Below are 17,044 nucleotides of genomic sequence, written 5' to 3'. Positions count from 1 at the left end.
TAACGTGAACGTTAAAAAGAGCTTGGACCGTCCGGTGCCGAAGCACGCCGCGTCCACGGCTGACTCCTACAAGTGGTGGGCGTTGTCGTGCACGAGTCTCGGAATGCTGCTTGTCGCGACCAACTCCGGGACGCTGATCATCGCCCTGCCGGACCTCGAGCGTGCCCTGGGAACGTCGCTGCTCGAACTCGTGTGGGTGATCCTCGCGTACATGATCTCCTCGACAGTCCTGGTGCTCACCGCCGGTCGATTGTCGGATCTGTTCGGTCGAAAGCAAGCGTTCGTCGCCGCGTTCGTCATCTTCGGTCTCGCCTCGCTCGGTGCTGGATTCGCAACGGGCGGAACGTCTCTCATTATCTGGCGAATCATCCAGGGCGTCGGTGGCGCCTTCATCTTCGCCAACGGTCCCGCCCTGGTGACGGACGCGTTCCCCAAGGAACGACTCGGCTTCGCGATGGGGACAAACGCGATGGTGGCGGCCGTCGGCCTGATTCTCGGTCCGGTCCTGGGTGGCGCTTTGGTCGCGATCTCGTGGCAGTGGGTCTTCTGGTTCAACGTCCCGCTGACCATCATCGGCGCGGTCTGGTCCGCGGTGGTCCTTCGTGAACTTGCGGTGCGAGACGCTCAACGCGGACTCGACATCGCGGGCACGTTGACGTTCGTCGTCGGACTGACCGGCCTCGTCTACGCAATCTCGCGTGGTGGTCTCGAGAGTTGGACCGAGATGCCGGTGGTCGTCGGCTTCATCCTGGCGGCGATCCTCCTGCCTCTCTTCGTTCTCATCGAACGCCACGGGCGCGCGCCCATGCTCGATCTCTCGATCTTCGCGAACCGACTGTTCGCCGCGGCGACCGGCGCAGCCTTCATCAATGGCCTCTCGCGCTTTGCACTGATGTTCATCTTCGTCTTCTACTACCAAGGCGCCCAAGGCGACGACCCCATCACCGCAGGTCTGAAGTTGGCGCCGATGGCCATCGGAATGCTGATCTCGTCGCCGCTCGCCGGCGTCTGGGCAGACCGTCACGGCTCACGTGCCTTGGCCGCTGGCGGAATGCTCGTCACCGCAGCAGGACTTGCACTCATGACGACGATGGAGCCCCAGAGTTCGTACTGGGAGAGCGGTACCTGGCTGGCGCTCGTCGGAATCGGGTCGGGAATGTTCAATTCGCCGAACACCGCCGCCATGATGGGCACCGTTCCCGCGGACCGACGCGGTGTCGCGTCGGGTGCCCGTACCGTCCTGCAGAACACGGGCGCGGTCATCTCGATCGCCTTCGTGATGGCCGCGGTGACCAACGGAATCCCGAAACCGGTTCTGTTCAAGATCTTCTCGGGCCTGGCAACGGGCCTGTCCGATGCGCAACTGCGGCCATTCATCGAGAACATGCACAACGCACTGTGGGTGCTGGCAGTAATCTCCCTGATCGGTGCTGGAGTTTCGATGATGCGACCCAAGCACGTCAAGGGTCAGGCCGACGACTACAACGTTGCCGACGACGTCGAAGAAGCAATCCTGGAAGAGGTGCGTGCGGTCCCGTGAGCGAGGCGAGGGAGCTGCGGATCGGTGATGTCGCGCGGGCCGCGGGGACGACGACCCGAACGATCCGGTATTACGAGGAGATCGGCTTGCTCCCCGCTGCGGGTGGCCGTGAGCCCGGCTCGCACCGCACCTACACCGATGCCGCGATTGATCGCATTACCGAGCTACTGCGCTTGAAGGAACTGCTCGGCCTGTCCCTCGACGAACTCCGCGCCGTTTTCGAAGCCGAGGACGCCCGTGCCGAATTGCGTCGCGAATGGCGAACGGGCGTTGACGACCCGGAGCGCCGGCGCGAGATTCTGACCGAATCGCGGGGATACATCCAGCGTCAGCTCGAACTCGTCATTCGGCGGCGTGATGAAGTGGCTGCGCTGGAGCGAGAACTCGAAGGCAAACTCGACAAAGTCAAGACTCTCCTGAACGAGCTCGACTAGGCGTTTGCACTGGTCACGGTGGCGAAATCGTATATCATTTTCGCCCTTCGCCACGGACTGTCACGATGGGCGACATGGCGAAATCGATCCTCGACACTGGTCTTGTCGAACGTCACGTCGCCGCTGCCGCGGGGTACCTCGCGTCGCACTATCCGGGCGACCGCGTTGCGGGTCAGCCGGTCCACACGGTCTACCTCAGTGCCGCGAAAGCTGATCCGAGCGTCATCGAAGACTGGGGCCACCGCGCTTCGGAGCTCCTCGAGGAGAACCGCCCGTTCCTGACCTCGATTGCCACCGAAAGCGCGGTAACGCAGACCGCGACCGTTCTCACCCACAGCCCTATCCGCGACATTCGATTCGACTTCGAAGACGGCTATCGATCGACCGGCGACGAAATGCGCGACGCTCGCCGGGTCGGTACGACCGTCGCGCAACTGCCCGTCAAGGCGGGCGTACGAATTCCCGGGCTGACGCCCGACGATTGGCGACGCTCGATCGCGATTCTCGAAGCCGTTGTCGCCGAGTTGGATTCGACCGACGATTTCGTCTTCACGATTCCGAAGTTCCGCGCTCTGGATCAAGTCGGTGCGGCCGTCGAGTTGTGCCGCGCATTCGAGCGCGCCCACGGGGTGAGTTTGCGCTTCGAACTGCAGATCGAGAGTCCGCAGGCGATCGTCGCGACCGACGGAACCGCGACCGTCGCGGCGGCGATCCACCGATCGCAGGGGCGCTGTGACGGGCTGCATTACGGGACATACGACTACAGCGCCGCGTGTGGCATCGCGGCAATGCATCAGTCGCTCGACCATCCGGTCGCCGACCACGCGAAAGCTGTGATGCAGGCAGCTGCCGCACAAACCGGGGTGTGGGTGTGCGACGGGTCGACCCAGGTGGCGCCGGTCGGCGGACGGGTGCAGGACGCGCTCGACCTCCACTTCCGCCTGGTCAGTCGATCCTTGGCGCGCGGGTACTACCAGGGCTGGGACATGCACCCCGGCCACCTGGTGACCAGGTGGCTGGCGAACATCGAGTTCTACCGGGCTGCCGCAGCGGTCGCCGCACCGCGACTGCGGGCCTACATTGAGCGGACGAGCGATTTCGATGAGCCGGCCTCCGCCGAGGCACTGGCCCGCGTGCTCGTGCGCGGGCTCGACTGTGGCGTCTTGACGCTTGCCGACACTGGCGTTTCGTCCGCCGCGCAATTGGCCGCCGTCGTGGCGCGGGCACCCATCGACAGTGAGGGGAACAGATGACCGAGTCCGACACGGGCCCCGACTTCCTTCTCTTGCCTGACTTGGCGCTACGCAGTTTCGGGGGCGCGGTGGTGTGGGCGAATGACGAATCGTTCGCCGAGAAGGAGAACCTCATCCGGCCGGAGAAAGCGGGTTACCGACCGTCGACCTTTGGCCATAAGGGGCAGGTCTACGACGGTTGGGAGACGCGTCGACGGCGCGAGGACGGGGTCGACCAGGCCATCGTCCGGCTTGGCATCCCCGGCGCCATCTACGGCATCGTCGTGGATACGTCGTGGTTCAAGGGCAACTATCCGTCGCAGATTTCGGTCGAGGCACTGCACGTCGACGGCTATCCGAGTGCTGCGGAACTTGCCGAACGCGACGATTGGACGCCGATCGTGGCGCGCGTCAAGGTCTACGGCGACACCCGAAATGCCTTCGACGTCACCAGCACTGAACGCTGGACGCATGTTCGGCTCACGATGTATCCGGACGGCGGCGTCGCGCGGCTGAGGGTGCACGGCATCGGAGTGCCGGACCCGGACTTCCTCGCGCTCGGACCGATCGACCTGGCGGCGCTCGAGAATGGCGCCCTCGTCACCGCGTGTTCAAACCGCTTCTATTCGTCGCCGCAGAATCTCCTCGCACCGGGCATGCCACAGTCGATGGGAGACGGTTGGGAAACCGCACGACGCCGGGACAAAGGCAACGACTGGGTCGAGGTGCGCCTCGCCGGACGTGGACTTCCGCGCGTGATCGAACTGGACACGACCTACTTCATCGCCAACAGTCCCGGAGCTGCGGTAGTGCACGGTCGGACAGCGGACAACGAGTGGATCGAACTGCTGCCCCGGACACCGCTTCAGCCGGATACCCGGCATCGCTTTCCCGTCCTGATCGACGTACCCGTCGACCAGCTACGACTCGACATCCATCCGGACGGCGGCATGGCGAGGCTTCGTGTCTTCGGGGACTTGAAGCCGGAGGACCTCGCGGAGAGGTGGCGGCGATGACTTATCCGCGCGACATGGTCGGGTACGGCCCGCATCCCCCGGATCCGAAGTGGCCCGGCGACGCCCGCATCGCGGTTCAGTTCGTCCTCAACTACGAAGAGGGCGGCGAGAACTGCGTCCTCGACGGGGACTCGGCAGCGGAGACGTTTCTGTCTGAAATCGTTCCCGCGCAGCCATTTCCGAACCGGCACATGAGCATGGAATCCATCTACGAATATGGTTCTCGCGCGGGTGTTTGGCGCGTGCTGCGCACATTCGAAAGGCGCGGGCTTCCGATCACGATATTCGGGGTCGCCCGGGCTTTGCAGCGTAATCCCGAGGCGGTCTCGGCGTTCCTGGAGCTCGGACACGAGATCGCGTGCCATGGATTGCGCTGGACGTCCTATCAGTACATCGAGAAGGCGGTCGAGCGCGAGCATATGCGGGAAGCCGTTCAGATTTTGCGGGAGTTGACCGGGGAGACGCCACTGGGCTGGTACACCGGACGCGATTCGCCGCACACCCGAGAGTTGGTCGTCGAGCACGGGGGCTTCGCCTACGACTCCGATTCCTACGCCGATGACCTGCCTTATTGGGTCGACGTCGAGGGCAAGGATCATCTGGTGGTTCCCTACACCCTCGACACCAACGACATGCGGTTCTCCTCCCCAGCGGGTTTCCCGAGCGGCGAGCAGTTCTTCACGCATCTGCGCGACGCGTTCGACACGCTCTATCGCGAGGGCCTGGGTGGCAGTCCCAAGATGCTGTCGGTGGGGCTGCACTGTCGCCTCGTCGGGCGACCCGCGCGGATCGCCGCGTTGGAGCGCTTTCTCGATCACGTGCAGGCGCACGACAGGGTGTGGATCACCCGCCGGATCGACATCGCCGAACACTGGCGAAAGACGCATCCGGCACGTTAGTCAGGGTGTCGCAGACCAGACTCGGGTGGCAGATCGGCGATCGCGATTTTCAACCGATCCTGGTGACGAGCGGACACTTCGCGCAGGCCATCGGCGTCCCGCCGGGTGAACGCGTCGAGCATTTCCTTGTGATCGAGGTGGAGCGCCGTTCGCTGCCGACTCGCAATCTGCGCCATCGGACGGACCGGTTCGGTGATGTTCCACGCCGATTCGAGCATGTGCAGCAGCCGGCCCATTCGCGATGGCCGGACCAGCGCGATGTGGAACGCACGGCTGAACTGGTGGTAGCTCAAAGCGTCATCGGTGCGGATCGCCTCGTCGAGGGCGTCGCACGCGACCTTCGCGGCGTCGTCGTCGTCGCTGGTCGCGAGCTTGATCGCGGCACCATGTGCGGCGTTCTCCAGGGAACCCCGGACAAGGTAGATCTCGGAGAGTTCGGCGGGCGTCAACTGGGTAACGGTGAAACCGAGGTTGGGCCGGTGGTCGATCAAGCCCTCGCCGATCAGTTGGCGCAAGGATTCCCGGACCGGAATGGTGCTGACGCCGAGGACTCGCGCGACCTCGCCAACGGGCACCGGATTACCCGGCGGAACACCGCCCTCGACGATGACTCGCCGCAGTTCGTCGAGGACCTCGAGTTGTGGGCTTGCCCCCTCGCGCGCGTGCAGGCGATCGGGCAGGACCGAGCGTCGTCGTGTCGGCATGGTTGAACCGTAGCGACGGTTTATTGCACACAGATGACCTTTTTGGCGGAGCAACAGAATATATGTTTCGGGTCATTAGGAGGAAACAACAGGAAATTACGTTCATCACTACCTAACCGGAACTCTTCCTGAGGAGGTAGTGATGACCATCGATCAGAAATCCGCGATTGCGGACAGTGCCCTGGGAGCCAATGATCTTGTCGAGGCCGCGGGAATGCCCGTGGGCAGTGGGCTGATCAAAGAAGGCTATGACCCCCGCCTCACCAACGAGGACCTTGCCCCGCTGAAGAAGCAGACGTGGGGCTCGTACAACATCTTCGCCTTCTGGATGTCCGACGTACACAGCGTCGGCGGCTACGTCACGATGGGAACCTTGTTCGCGCTCGGCCTCAACGCGTGGCAGGTGTTCATCTGCCTCATCGTCGGTATTTGCATCGTCCAGTTCTTCTGCAATCTCGTCGCCAAGCCGAGCCAGCAGGCGGGTGTCCCGTACCCGGTGACCAGCCGGGTGTCGTTCGGTGTGCTCGGGGCGAACATCCCGGCCATCATCCGCGGACTTATCGCCGTGGCCTGGTACGGCGTGCAAACCTTCCTCGCCGCCGAGTCGCTCAACATCATCTTCCTCAAGCTGTGGCCGAGCCTGGGGCCGTGGGCTGACGTTGACCAGCACGGATTCCTCGGCCTCTCGGTGCTCGGATATGTGAGCTACGCGATTCTGTGGGTTCTGCAGGCGGCATTGTTCTGGCGCGGAATGGACGTCATCCGGAAGTTCATCGACTACGCCGGACCCGCCGTCTACGTCGTCATGGTGGTCATGTGCCTCTACATGCTCAACAAGGTCGGCTGGAGCGTGAGCCTCAACCTTTCGAAGGAGCAGCTCACCGGTGGAGCGTTGGTCGCCGCAATGTTCGCGGCGGTGGCTGCGGTGGTGTCCTACTTCTCCGGCCCGATGCTCAACTTCGGTGACTTCTCCCGCTACGCCAAGGACTTCAAGTCGATCAAGAAGGGCAACTTCCTCGGGCTCCCGGTGAACTTCATCATGTTCTCGCTGCTGACCGTGCTGACCGCGGCATGCACCGTCCCGCTGTACGGCGAACTCATCACCGACCCGATTGTGACCGTTCAGAAGATCGACACAACTTTCGCGATTCTGCTCGGTGGTGCCACGTTCGTGACCGCGACGATCGGTATCAACATCGTCGCCAACTTCATCAGCCCGGCGTTCGACTTCTCGAACGTCAGCCCGCAGAAGATCTCTTGGCGTATGGGTGGAATGATCGCGGCCTTCGGATCGGTTCTCCTGACGCCGTGGAACTGGTATGCGAACGACAACGCCATCTTCTGGACGCTGGGCATCCTGGGCGCCATGATCGGTCCGCTGTTCGGAATCCTGATCGCCGACTTCTACATTGTGCGGAAGCAGAAGATCGTGGTCGATGATCTCTTCACCCTGGACCCGAATGGGGAGTACCACTACGAGAAGGGGTACAACCGGGCTGCGGTCTACGCGTTGGTGGTCGCCTTCGTCGCGGCGCTGCTCTCGGTTATGGTTCCCAAACTCGGTCACGTCATCGAATGGCTGTCCAATTACAGCTGGTTCATCGGAATGGGTGTCGGATTCCTGGTGTACCTGCCGTTCGCCAAGCAGAGGAACGTTGCCGGATCCGGCGAGCCGGTGAAGGCTTGACGATTATGCGGATCATGGTCATCAATCCCAACACCTCGGCTGCGATGACCACCTTGATCGGCGGTTGTGCCCGGGCGGTGGCAGGCCAGGGCACAACCGTCGTCGCGGTGAGTCCGTCGATGGGTCCGGCGTCGATCGAATCGCACTACGACGAAGCGCTCGCGGTGCCGGGAATCCTGGACGAGATCCGAAATGGTGAACCGGCGGACGCCTACGTTCTCGCCTGTTTCGGAGATCCGGGCCTCGACGCGGCGCGGGAGATCGCACGTGGTCCGGTCGTCGGGATCGCGGAAGCGGCCATGCGGACGGCGACGTACGTGGCGCGATCGTTCAGTGTCGTGACGACGCTCGGGCGGACGACGGGCCGGGCACAGGAACTCGTCGACCGCTACGGCGTCCGAGCCTATTGCCGCAGCGTTCGAGCCTGCGAAGTTCCGGTGCTCGAACTGGAGACCGACCCGGAGGCGAAGAAACGGATCCTGGCGGAGTGCCGGCGTGCCGTGGAGCAGGACGGTGCGGAATCGATCGTGCTCGGCTGCGCGGGGATGGCGGACTTGTGCGCAGAACTGTCGGGGGAACTCGGCGTACCGGTCATCGACGGTGTGACAGCGGGCGTGACAATCGTAGAAGGTCTTGTCCGCCTGGGGGTTTCCACGAGCCGGGTGGGTGAGTATGCGCCGCCGCCACGCAAGCAGTATCAGGGTGCGCTCGAGGGGTTCGCGCTCTGATTTCAGCCGAGCTTCGGCAGCGTCCAGAACCCACCCATCTGGAAGTCGAAGTCGTCGGGGGAGTACGTCGCCATCCCACTGACCGGGTACGGCGTCGTCTCGCCGAACCAGACTTCGCCATCGACGCTGTACAGATCGACCCGCATGAAGTCGAACGCCTCACCGATCCGGCCGGCAACGTCGAGAAGGTCGGTGAGGTTGTCCGGACGCTCGTGGAGCGGCATGTTCTCACCACCGGGGTGGACCGCGATCCGGTTCCAGTCCCGGTCGTAGTAGGCGGCGTTGGACCCGCCGCCGTTGAAGCGATCCGCAACGACGAGCACGAACTGCGCGACGCCGTCGAACACGAAGAATTTGTAGTCCGCGGGCACCTGTTCGGATTCGCCGATGCGTTCTTCGACGAGGAATTGGCGGACGGCTTGTCCGTAGGCCCACTCGCCGTGCACGGCCCAGTTGATCTCGTCGAGCCAGCCTGCCGTACGTTCCTGCAGGTCAGCGATGTCCGGGCGTCCTGAGCCGAAGATGATCCGGCCGAATCGATGGGTCGGCTTGAGAACCCATCGGTCTGGCAGGGCGACGTCCCCGAGCTCGCGGAGGTCCGTTCCCGACCACACGGTCTCGGGGATTCGCACCGACGTTCCGCCAGCGTCTCGTGCGATCTCCTTCATGCCGAGCTTGTCGCATGTCCGCGCGAGGACGTCGCGTCTGTCGTTGAGGATCCGCCAATGCACTTTGTCGGTGAAGCGCTGCGGATTGCGCAGGTTGGGCAGTCTGCGATGTGTGGTGAGGACGAATAGGCACCGACGGGCCGTAAGTGGCAGAGTCAGAAGGGCCGACCGCACAATTCGGACGAATACCCCGCTCATTGCCATGGGCGTGAGTTTATACAACGCACCGAACGGAGTTTCTCCAGTGACGACCGATACGATTCGGGACTGGTTTTCGCAGTGGGAACGTCTCATCGGGTCCGTCGACTTCGGTGCTGCGCGTGACCTTTTCGCCGATGACGTGGTGGGATTCGGTACCGTCGCGCGGGTCGTGCGCGGTCTCGATGAACTCGAAGACCAGCAGTGGCGATCGGTGTGGGGCAAGATCTCGAACTTCCGATTCGACCTGGATTCACTCGACGCCGGACTGTCCAATGACCGCTTGCACGGATGGGGGGCTTGCTTGTGGTCGTCGACGGGATTCCGGCCGGATGGGTCCGAATTCCATCGCCCAGGCCGATGCACGGTCTTTCTCACTCGCGAAGCAATGGACGAGCCGTGGCAGGCCGTGCACACGCACTTCTCGCTGGTGCCCTGACCACAGCTAGCTGTGGATCAACCCGCTGATCGTCTGCGATGAGGTCGACTCGCCAAGTGAGGGCAGGCCGTACATCTCCTGAATGGTCCGCAAGACGTTGTAGTGATCGATGCGCTGGTTGAACTCACCGGCCGGAGCCATCTGGCCGTAGAAGACCGTTGGAATCAGATTCTCGTCGGAGCCGTTGTCTTCGTCGAACGTGACGATGAGCAAGCTGTTGTGGGTCTTGGCCCACTCGGCGTAGCCGGACATGTTCTGCTGGGTCCAGTCGTCGCCGACGGAGACGTTGCAGTCGTGCATGTCGTTGCAGAGATCCGGAATAACAAGCGAGACGGTCGGGAGCTTCGAATAGTCGCTCGGGAAGTCGCTGAACGGCAGGTTCGACGAATCCGGGATGTTGGAGAAGTTGGGAAGAGGGTTGTGTTTGCGGGCGTAGTCGCCGGACTCGCATCCCTTGTACCCCGCCGACGGCAGTCCTTCGGAGTACCCGGTCGCAGTGAACCCGGCATCGAGCAGCTGCCGGAAGAGGTTGGGTTGGTCGCCGAGGTCATGCGGGCAGTCATTGTCGTTGACGCCCAGCATCGAACCTGCGAGCAGCGCAATGTAGTTCGGCTGGCTCGGATGCGTTTCCGCGTGCGAGTCGGTGAAGTTCATGCCGCCGTTGGCCAGCGAATTGATGTACGGCGCGCGGCGTGAACCGATGACCTGGTCGTAATCCTTGTTCTCGAAGATCAGGATGACGACGTGGTCAGGTCGGGGAAGAGAGCCCGGCGCGACTGTGACCGGAACTCCCTGGAATCCGGGAACCGCAGTGCCTGATCCGCCACATCCCGCGAACAGCGCGCTCGCTGCGAGAAGAGACGCGATCCGAAGCCGGTGACGCATACCTCCATCGTCCCGCTAGGTGAGCGTGGGCCTCAAGGACTTTGGCGAATGCACAGGATTGCCTCAGAACTTTGGGAAGTAATCCTTCGCGTTCGCCGGGATCTGGTCGGTATCCCACGGCAACAGCAGGCGGTCCGGGGCCGCGTGGTTGTAGACCTCGGTCGGGAAATTGATCAGCCGCGCTTCGGAATCGCCGATGTTGATGTTCAGGTGCCACACGAACGGCGGAATGATGAGCTGGCGCGACGCTCGATCCGACATCGTCACCTTCTGCACGACACCCCGCGTGGGCGAGTCCGGTCGGGCATCGTAGAGGAGCGTCAGAATCTCACCCGAGATGATCGTGTAGCGGTCGAACTTCTTCTCGTGCAGGCCCCAGCCCTTCACTTGTCCGGGGAGGCACGAGAACTGGTAGGCGTAAACGACCGGAGAGTCCCAGAACGTCAGGTCGCCTTCGAAGATCTCGAACACCGAACCGCGGTGATCGACGTGGTTGACGGTCGAGCGCACCTTGACGCCCTCGATTTCTCGCGCGACCGACTTGCCGTCGGAGGTCACCGTCTGCGAGTCGCGCCAGGCTGCGGCGAGGGTTTCGTCAATTGTCATCGGGAGAGTCCATTTCCGCGCGTACGCGCCATGTGGTTTCGAATTCGTGCGGCACCGGTGCGGACAGGTTCGGTCAGCCGCCACGAGCGCGAGGAAACGATCTCGTCGACAGACCGCCGTGACTCGTCCAACTGGTGCGCCTGGCGAACGAGAAGCGCGTTGAGTTCGGCGACCTTCTGCGTCAGTTGGTCGATCTGCTGCATATGGATAGGCTCCCGCCCGGCCAGGTAATGCTCGGCCGTCTCGGTCGCTACCCGAACCTTGGTCCACCACGCCTGGGGATCGTCGCCCAGTAGTTCGCGAACGATTTCCTGTTCGATGACGCCTTGCCGTGCGCCGAAGTGCAGATCCTCCGGCCACCAGTCCTGCGCGGATCGCTGCAGGTAGACCACCATCGGATGATCGAAGTTGCGGCGGATCGTGCGGAAATGGATCGACGTCGGGGTGGACAGATATGCCGGACGCGTCGAGCCGGTGACTGCTAGAACGCGCCGCCAGAGGAGCCAGTCGCCACTCGATTCGACGTCCTCCGGCCACCAACCTGCCGCCTCGACCGCACGCCGGCGGGTGACGAAGCACAAGGCGGGAATGTAGTTCTCCGTCTGAAATCGAACGATGTTGATGGGGTCGCGAAGATCGAACGAGAACGGGTACATCCAGCCGTCGGGAGTGGCCCAGATGGGCCTCGAATACGCGATGTCGACGTCGTCGGAAAGCAAGGACGCCATCAACGACAAATGGTCGGGCGCCCAGATGTCGTCGTGGGTCTGATAGGCGATCCACTCACCGCGCGCTTCGCGCAGCGCGACATTTCGGTTGGCGTACCCGAATCCAGGACTCTTCGGCAGATCGAACCAGCGAATCCGGTCGTCCGCAAAGGACGCGACCACGTCGCCGGTGTGGTCCGTGCAGCCGTCGCCGACGACGAGCAGTTCGAAGTCCGGATCATCTTGGGCGAGAACGGATTCGATCGCGATTTGCAGGGTTTCCGGGCGGTTGTGGGTGGGCAGTAGCACTGACCAACGCATGCAGACGAGCGTAGGACACCCGCAGCAAATGGAGCGCTACCGGGCGTGAGCGTGTCCGATCGAAAGGTCAGACGGCGAGCGGACCACAGTTGATGCCGTGCGCGAGTAGCCAGGGCAACGGGTCGATCTTCGTGCCGTCCGGGAGCCACACCTCGTAGTGCAGGTGTGGGCCGGTTGACTGGCCCTCGTTGCCGACGGCCGCGATGACCTCGCCCGCCTTGATCGGCTGTCCGGCGGTCACGAAGAACTGGCTGACGTGTCCGAAGACGGCGATCGTGCCGTCGTCCTGCTGGACGCGGACCCACTGGCCGAATCCGGACGCCGGACCGGCCTCGATCACGGTGCCGTCGGTGACAGCGACGATCGGCGTTCCGATCGGAGCAGCGAGGTCGATGCCGGCATGCATCGTGCCCCAGCGCTCACCGAACAGCGACGTCAGGACGCCGGTGGTCGGAATGAAGTACTTCGGTGGCGCCGGCGGCGGAGCCGGTGGGGCGACATGGCTGGCCGCCGCAGTGACCGTGGCCTTCTTGGCCGCCGAGTGCCGATGCGCAGCGGTGGTTGCTGCGGCTGCCGTCGGCGCCAGCACGGCGGCCGCGGCCAGCGAAAAGGCAGCGACGCGGCCGCGCTTGCTTTGGGGCATGCGTGCGAACAGGCTGACCTTCGCGCCCGAGCGCTCACGCCGGAACTTCTTACCGGCATTCGAGAGCGAATTAATGACGAGCATGGATCAAACATAATCCGGGGTCACTTCTCGCGACAGAAGTTGCATTTTTCTTCAAATTCCGCCGGGATTCAAGATCGTTTGATCGGGCGCGAAAATTGCCTCTCACCTGGGCGCAGACATGGCGGTCCGGATCAACTCCTCGATGTTCGTGAATTTTCGACGAGGCCGGCCGGCTAATCGGCCGGCCTCCCGCTCGGACCTGTCGATCGCATTCCAGCCGCGGACGTCAAGGCGCCTGGGCGCGCGTTCGTCCAGGAGTCGATCGATGTGCCACAGGTTCTTCGGCGGGGTGGGCAGACGATTGGCAACGGCATCTTCGAGCAGTGCCTCCGCCGTTTCGCGCGCGCATTGCTTGTTCGTGCCGATCACGCCCGACGGTCCCCGTTTGATCCAGCCGGTGGCGTAGACGCCGGGCGCGACGCGGCCGTTGACGTTCGGGATGACACCGCGCGACTCGTCGAAAGGCACGTCCGGCAACGCGGTGCCGCGATAGCCGATCGAACGCAGCACGAGACCGGTGGCGACTGTTTCGAATTCGTCGATGGGGACTGCACGAACACCGCCGTCAACAGCCTGGAGTTCATTGCGCACGACGCGCACACCTTCGACGTGGTTCACGCCGAGTATCTCGACCGGCGAATGCAGGTAGCGGAGGATGATTTGCCGCGGTCCGGATTGCTGTTGACGCACGACCTCGCGAAGAACGTCGACCTTGAGGCCCGACGCTTCCCGTACTTCATCGGGCTGAATCCGGATCTCGACGCCGGGCACATTCGCCAGGCCCAACAGCTCCGGCGTGGTGTAGGCAGCCTCGGCCGGACCTCGTCGACCGACGACCAGAACTTCGCGAATATTGCTGTGGCGCAGTGCTTCCAATGCGTGGTCGGCGATGTCCGTCGGGGCGAGGGTCGCCGGGTCGCTCACCAGAATGCGCGCCACGTCGAGGGCGACGTTGCCGTTGCCGATGATGACCGCTCGCGTCCCGGACAGGTCGAACTCTTGGTCCGCATGATCGGGGTGCCCGTTGTACCAGGCGACGAAATCGGTCGCGGAGTGGCTACCCGGCAGGTCCTCACCGGGAATGCCGAGGTGACGGTCAACGGACGCACCGACCGCATAGATCACGGCGTGGTACGCGTTGCTCAGCTCGGGATGCGTGATGTCCCGACCTACCTCGACGCCGAGTTGGTAGCGAAATCCGGGCCGCCGGGTGGTCCACCGAAACACCTCGGCGGCGGCTTTGGTCTGTTGGTGATCGGGTGCGACTCCAGCGCGAATGAGACCCCAGGGTGTCGGGAGTCGGTCGTAGACGTCGACCTCGACCCGCATGCCGGGCTGTGTGAGGAGATGCTCGGCGGCGAACAGTCCAGCCGGTCCGGCTCCGACGATGGCCACACGCAGCGCTCGCGACGACGTCCGAATGGTCAGTGGAATGGCAGCGCGCGGGGCCGGAGCCGGGCTTTCCGAGGCGTAGAAAGCGTTCAAATCCTTGTAGCGCAGGAATTTCGGCTCCAGATCTGCCTCCGTCCGAATCGCGTCGACCGGACACATCGGGATGCAGGCCCCGCAGTCAATGCACTTGTCGGGGTCGATGTAGAGCATCTCGGCGGACAGGTAGCCGGGCTCGTCGGGCCGCGGGTGAATGCAGTCGACGGGGCAGGCGTCGACGCAGCCCGCATCATTGCAGCAGTTCTGCGTGATGACATGCGGCATCGGTCATGCACCCAGTCGCGTGAGGTGAACGGGCAAACCGTCTGCCGGGTAGTAGCCGGTTCCGTACTTCATCTCCGGTCGATAGCCGTCCGGAACGGTCCACGAGAAGTTGAGCAGCAGCTGATACATGATGCTCTTGACCTGCATCCCACCGAAATACATGCCGATGCACTTGTGTACTCCGCCGCCGAACGGCGACCACAGGAATCGGTGCTGCTTGTCCTCGCGGCGGTGCGGTGCGAAGCGCTCAGGGTCGAATCGGTGGGGTTGGTCCCAGAACTTCTCGAGTCGGTGCTGGGCTTGGGGCAGCAGAAGGATGAGGGTGTTCGCCGGAATGTAGTGACCAACGATGGACGTGTCCTTCACGGTGCGTCGCGCGATCCCTCCGACAGGTGGGTTGATCCGCAAAGCCTCGCGAAAAACCATGTCCATCAATGGCATCCGGTCGAGGTCTGCGTAGTCGAGCATTGGCTTGCCCATACTCTTGACCTCTGCGCGCAGCCGGTGCTGCCATTCGGGGTGCTTGCCGAGGTAGTACGCCACCGTCCCCGTGGTGATCGCGCTGGTGTCGTGGGCGGCCATCAGGACGAAGATCATGTGGTTGACGACGTCGTCATCGCTGAAGCTGAGCCCGTCGTCGGTCTGGGCGCGGCAGAGCCAACTGAACAGGTCGGTTCCATTCCCAGCTCGTTTAGCGGGTATCAGCGCGCGGAAGTACTCCTCGAGTTGCTTTCGGCCGACGATCCCGCGATGCCATCGACCACCCGGGACATCCGCCCGGACATACGCCATGCCGGCTGCGACGGTGTCGATGAACGCCTCGTTGATGTCGTCGCTCTCGGGTCCGGGTTCTTCGCCAACGAAGACTTCCGTCGCGACGTCGAGGAGCAGGTGTTTCGTGCTTTCGTACATCGGAAAGTGCCGGCCGGGGCGCCACTCCCCGGTTACGCGGGCGATGCCCGAGTTCATCGTGCCGAGGTAGTCGATCAGCCGGTCTCGAGTGAATGCCTGTTGCATGATGCGCTTGTGTTCGAGGTGCTCTTCGAAGTCGAGCAGCATGATTCCGCGGTTGAAGAACGGGCCGATGAAGTAGGACCAGCCGCGGCCGTTCGCGAACGCTTTGTCGCGGTTGTTGAGGACCTCACCGAGGGCATCGGGACCCAGAACGTTGACGGCTCGAGTGCCCAGCATGCCGGTCCAGCTGACCGGGCCGTAGGTGTCGTAGCGCTTGCGTGCAAAGCCGGCGAAGTCGTTGATCGCGACCGGCGCCCAGCCGACGTACGGCAGTCCCTGGTCGCCCATCACCGGTTTGAGGCCCGACCCTTCCGGCGGTTGGGCCAATGGTGTGGAGTGGGTTGGCAAGAGGTGTTCGGCAAGCCAGTTGGTTCCGGTATGGGCAGCTCGGGTCAGCGTTGACATCGAAGCCTCCTGCGTTGGTGTGGCTTTTAAGTACACTGTGTACGTTAAATCGGAAAGGGTGAGATGACAAGGGCGAAGTCGGTGCGTCGCGGGCGCCCGCCGATCGACGCTGATGCGCGCCGCGAGGAGCTGTTGGATGCCGCGGAGCGGGTGATCGCGCGGGGCGTCGTTGAGCCGTCGATTTCGGATATCGCAGCGGAGGCGGGGTATGCGCGGACCGTTGTCTACGCCGCGTTTCCGAACTTGGCGGCTGTTGCCTATGCCCTGACGATCCGGCATTCGACGAGGTTGATCAGTGAAACGGACGAGATGCTGGCTCAGCCGTTGCCGCTGGCGGAGCTCCTCCGTGGCGTCATCGACATCTTCTGCACCTTTGTCGAGAGCCACCCGCATCTCTATCCGCTGTTGATGCAGACGTGGGTCAGTCCCGATGAGACCAAGAGCCGACCGCTTTTCAGCTGGATCGTCGACTGGGTCACCGATGTCGTGGCCTCGGCCCTCGCCACCGTGGGAGCAGACGTCTCGCTTGCGCGTCCCTGGGGGAGTGCGTTCGCGGGGGCGGTGCTCCTTGCCGCCGAGGATTGGAACGATCGACGCGATCGATCCCGCGCCGAACTCGTCGACGCGCTCCTGGCCCTTCTCATGCCGGGTCTCGCAGCGGTCGGGGCCGATCGAATGGTCGGGCCGGTCACGGCCCGACGCGACTAACCGGATATCCGGATGCCTGGGGTGATGCCCCAGATGGCGAGTGTGAGGAACATGTTGGCGAAGACGACGACGATGAAGCACATTTTGATGGCGCGGCCGGCGGCGACGCCGACGCCTTCGGGTCCGCCGGAGGCGAAGAAGCCGTAGTAGCACTGGATGAAGGTGCACAGGGCGGCGAAGACGATGGCTTTGATGACGGACCAGAAGATGTCTTGGGTGAGGAAGAAGGCGTGGAAGTAGTGCATGTAGGTGCCGGCTGAGGTGCCGCCGAGGATTTGGACGGTGAGTCGGCAGGACACGTACGCGACCGCGAGGCCGATGACGTAGAGGGGGATGATCGCGATCATGGCGGCGATCATGCGGGTGGTGACCAGGTAGGGCAGGGGCCTAATGGCGATGACGTCCAACGCGTC

18 protein-coding genes are annotated in these 17,044 nt (G+C 63.4%); 9 read left to right on the top strand and 9 right to left on the bottom strand.

The genetic code is table 11. The features are described from left to right. The first annotated feature begins 4 nt into the window (after positions 1 to 4). From F600_RS26745 to puuE, 5 genes are all read left to right on the top strand, one after another. Positions 5 to 1,540 carry an MFS transporter gene (locus F600_RS26745; protein WP_162141382.1) on the top strand — a complete coding sequence of 512 codons (1,536 nt, stop codon included), beginning with the start codon at positions 5 to 7 and terminating at the stop codon, positions 1,538 to 1,540. Then, positions 1,537 to 1,974, top strand: a complete 438-nt coding sequence (locus F600_RS26740) for a MerR family transcriptional regulator (RefSeq protein WP_018159181.1) — start codon at positions 1,537 to 1,539, stop codon at positions 1,972 to 1,974. Before F600_RS26745 ends, F600_RS26740 begins: the two co-directional genes overlap by 4 nt. A gap of 65 nt (positions 1,975 to 2,039) precedes the next feature. Next, positions 2,040 to 3,227 (top strand): DUF6986 family protein, encoded by a 1,188-nt coding sequence (locus tag F600_RS0103385; protein ID WP_018159180.1) that lies wholly within the window; start codon positions 2,040 to 2,042, stop codon positions 3,225 to 3,227. Beyond that, positions 3,224 to 4,222: an allantoicase gene (alc, locus tag F600_RS0103380; RefSeq protein ID WP_018159179.1), complete on the top strand. Its 999-nt coding sequence runs from the start codon at positions 3,224 to 3,226 to the stop codon at positions 4,220 to 4,222. The genes F600_RS0103385 and alc overlap by 4 nt, the downstream gene beginning before the upstream one ends. Beyond that, positions 4,219 to 5,121 (top strand): allantoinase PuuE, encoded by a 903-nt coding sequence (gene puuE, locus F600_RS0103375; RefSeq protein WP_026306120.1) that lies wholly within the window; start codon positions 4,219 to 4,221, stop codon positions 5,119 to 5,121. The genes alc and puuE overlap by 4 nt, the downstream gene beginning before the upstream one ends. Here the strand turns inward: puuE and F600_RS0103370 are convergent. Further along, positions 5,118 to 5,825 (bottom strand): GntR family transcriptional regulator, encoded by a 708-nt coding sequence (locus tag F600_RS0103370; RefSeq protein WP_018159177.1) that lies wholly within the window; start codon positions 5,823 to 5,825, stop codon positions 5,118 to 5,120. The two genes, puuE and F600_RS0103370, sit on opposite strands and share 4 nt — an antisense overlap. A 142-nt stretch (positions 5,826 to 5,967) precedes the next feature. On the opposite strand from F600_RS0103370, the gene F600_RS0103365 reads away from it, so the two are divergent. After that, positions 5,968 to 7,512, top strand: a complete 1,545-nt coding sequence (locus F600_RS0103365; protein ID WP_018159176.1) for an NCS1 family nucleobase:cation symporter-1 — start codon at positions 5,968 to 5,970, stop codon at positions 7,510 to 7,512. A 5-nt stretch (positions 7,513 to 7,517) separates the two neighbouring features. Further along, positions 7,518 to 8,240, top strand: a complete 723-nt coding sequence (locus tag F600_RS0103360) for an aspartate/glutamate racemase family protein (protein ID WP_018159175.1) — start codon at positions 7,518 to 7,520, stop codon at positions 8,238 to 8,240. 2 nt (positions 8,241 to 8,242) lie between these two features. Here the strand turns inward: F600_RS0103360 and F600_RS26735 are convergent, their stop codons facing one another. Beyond that, positions 8,243 to 9,112 carry an ATP-grasp fold amidoligase family protein gene (locus F600_RS26735; RefSeq protein ID WP_018159174.1) on the bottom strand — a complete coding sequence of 290 codons (870 nt, stop codon included), beginning with the start codon at positions 9,110 to 9,112 and terminating at the stop codon, positions 8,243 to 8,245. Between the two features lie 40 nt (positions 9,113 to 9,152). On the opposite strand from F600_RS26735, the gene F600_RS26730 reads away from it, so the two are divergent. Then, positions 9,153 to 9,545, top strand: a complete 393-nt coding sequence (locus tag F600_RS26730) for a YybH family protein (protein WP_018159173.1) — start codon at positions 9,153 to 9,155, stop codon at positions 9,543 to 9,545. Positions 9,546 to 9,551: 6 nt separating this feature from the next. Here F600_RS26730 and F600_RS0103345 read toward each other — a convergent pair whose 3' ends face one another. The 6 genes from F600_RS0103345 to F600_RS0103320 form a co-directional block, all read right to left on the bottom strand. After that, positions 9,552 to 10,430, bottom strand: a complete 879-nt coding sequence (locus F600_RS0103345; protein WP_018159172.1) for an alkaline phosphatase family protein — start codon at positions 10,428 to 10,430, stop codon at positions 9,552 to 9,554. Between the two features lie 63 nt (positions 10,431 to 10,493). Further along, on the bottom strand, positions 10,494 to 11,036 hold the full coding sequence (locus tag F600_RS0103340; RefSeq protein ID WP_018159171.1) for a dTDP-4-dehydrorhamnose 3,5-epimerase family protein: 543 nt from the start codon (positions 11,034 to 11,036) through the stop codon (positions 10,494 to 10,496). Further along, entirely contained in the window at positions 11,033 to 12,064 is a 1,032-nt protein-coding gene (locus F600_RS30060; RefSeq protein WP_018159170.1) for a glycosyltransferase family 2 protein, read from the bottom strand. Before F600_RS30060 ends, F600_RS0103340 begins: the two co-directional genes overlap by 4 nt. 67 nt (positions 12,065 to 12,131) lie before the next feature. After that, on the bottom strand, positions 12,132 to 12,791 hold the full coding sequence (locus F600_RS26720; RefSeq protein ID WP_018159169.1) for a M23 family metallopeptidase: 660 nt from the start codon (positions 12,789 to 12,791) through the stop codon (positions 12,132 to 12,134). A 102-nt stretch (positions 12,792 to 12,893) separates the two neighbouring features. Continuing rightward, a complete protein-coding gene (locus F600_RS0103325) occupies positions 12,894 to 14,504 on the bottom strand; it encodes an FAD-dependent oxidoreductase (RefSeq protein WP_018159168.1) in 1,611 nt (536 codons plus the stop codon). A gap of 3 nt (positions 14,505 to 14,507) precedes the next feature. Further along, positions 14,508 to 15,923, bottom strand: coding sequence for a cytochrome P450 (locus F600_RS0103320; protein ID WP_026306119.1), 1,416 nt, complete (start codon positions 15,921 to 15,923; stop codon positions 14,508 to 14,510). 63 nt (positions 15,924 to 15,986) lie between these two features. Here F600_RS0103320 and F600_RS30055 point away from each other — a divergent pair, with 63 nt between their 5' ends. Next, entirely contained in the window at positions 15,987 to 16,631 is a 645-nt protein-coding gene (locus F600_RS30055; protein WP_081628690.1) for a TetR/AcrR family transcriptional regulator, read from the top strand. Here F600_RS30055 and F600_RS0103310 read toward each other — a convergent pair. Next, positions 16,628 to 17,044, bottom strand: a 417-nt coding sequence (locus tag F600_RS0103310) for an ABC transporter permease (protein WP_018159165.1), incomplete at its 5' end; no start/stop codon positions are given. The genes F600_RS30055 and F600_RS0103310 overlap by 4 nt on opposite strands.

The organism is Smaragdicoccus niigatensis DSM 44881 = NBRC 103563 (assembly GCF_000380645.1).
GTDB classification, from domain to species: Bacteria; Actinomycetota; Actinomycetes; order Mycobacteriales; family Mycobacteriaceae; genus Smaragdicoccus; species Smaragdicoccus niigatensis.
Note: the sequence above shows the minus strand (reverse complement) of the source record. Positions and strands in the feature narration are given on the sequence as shown.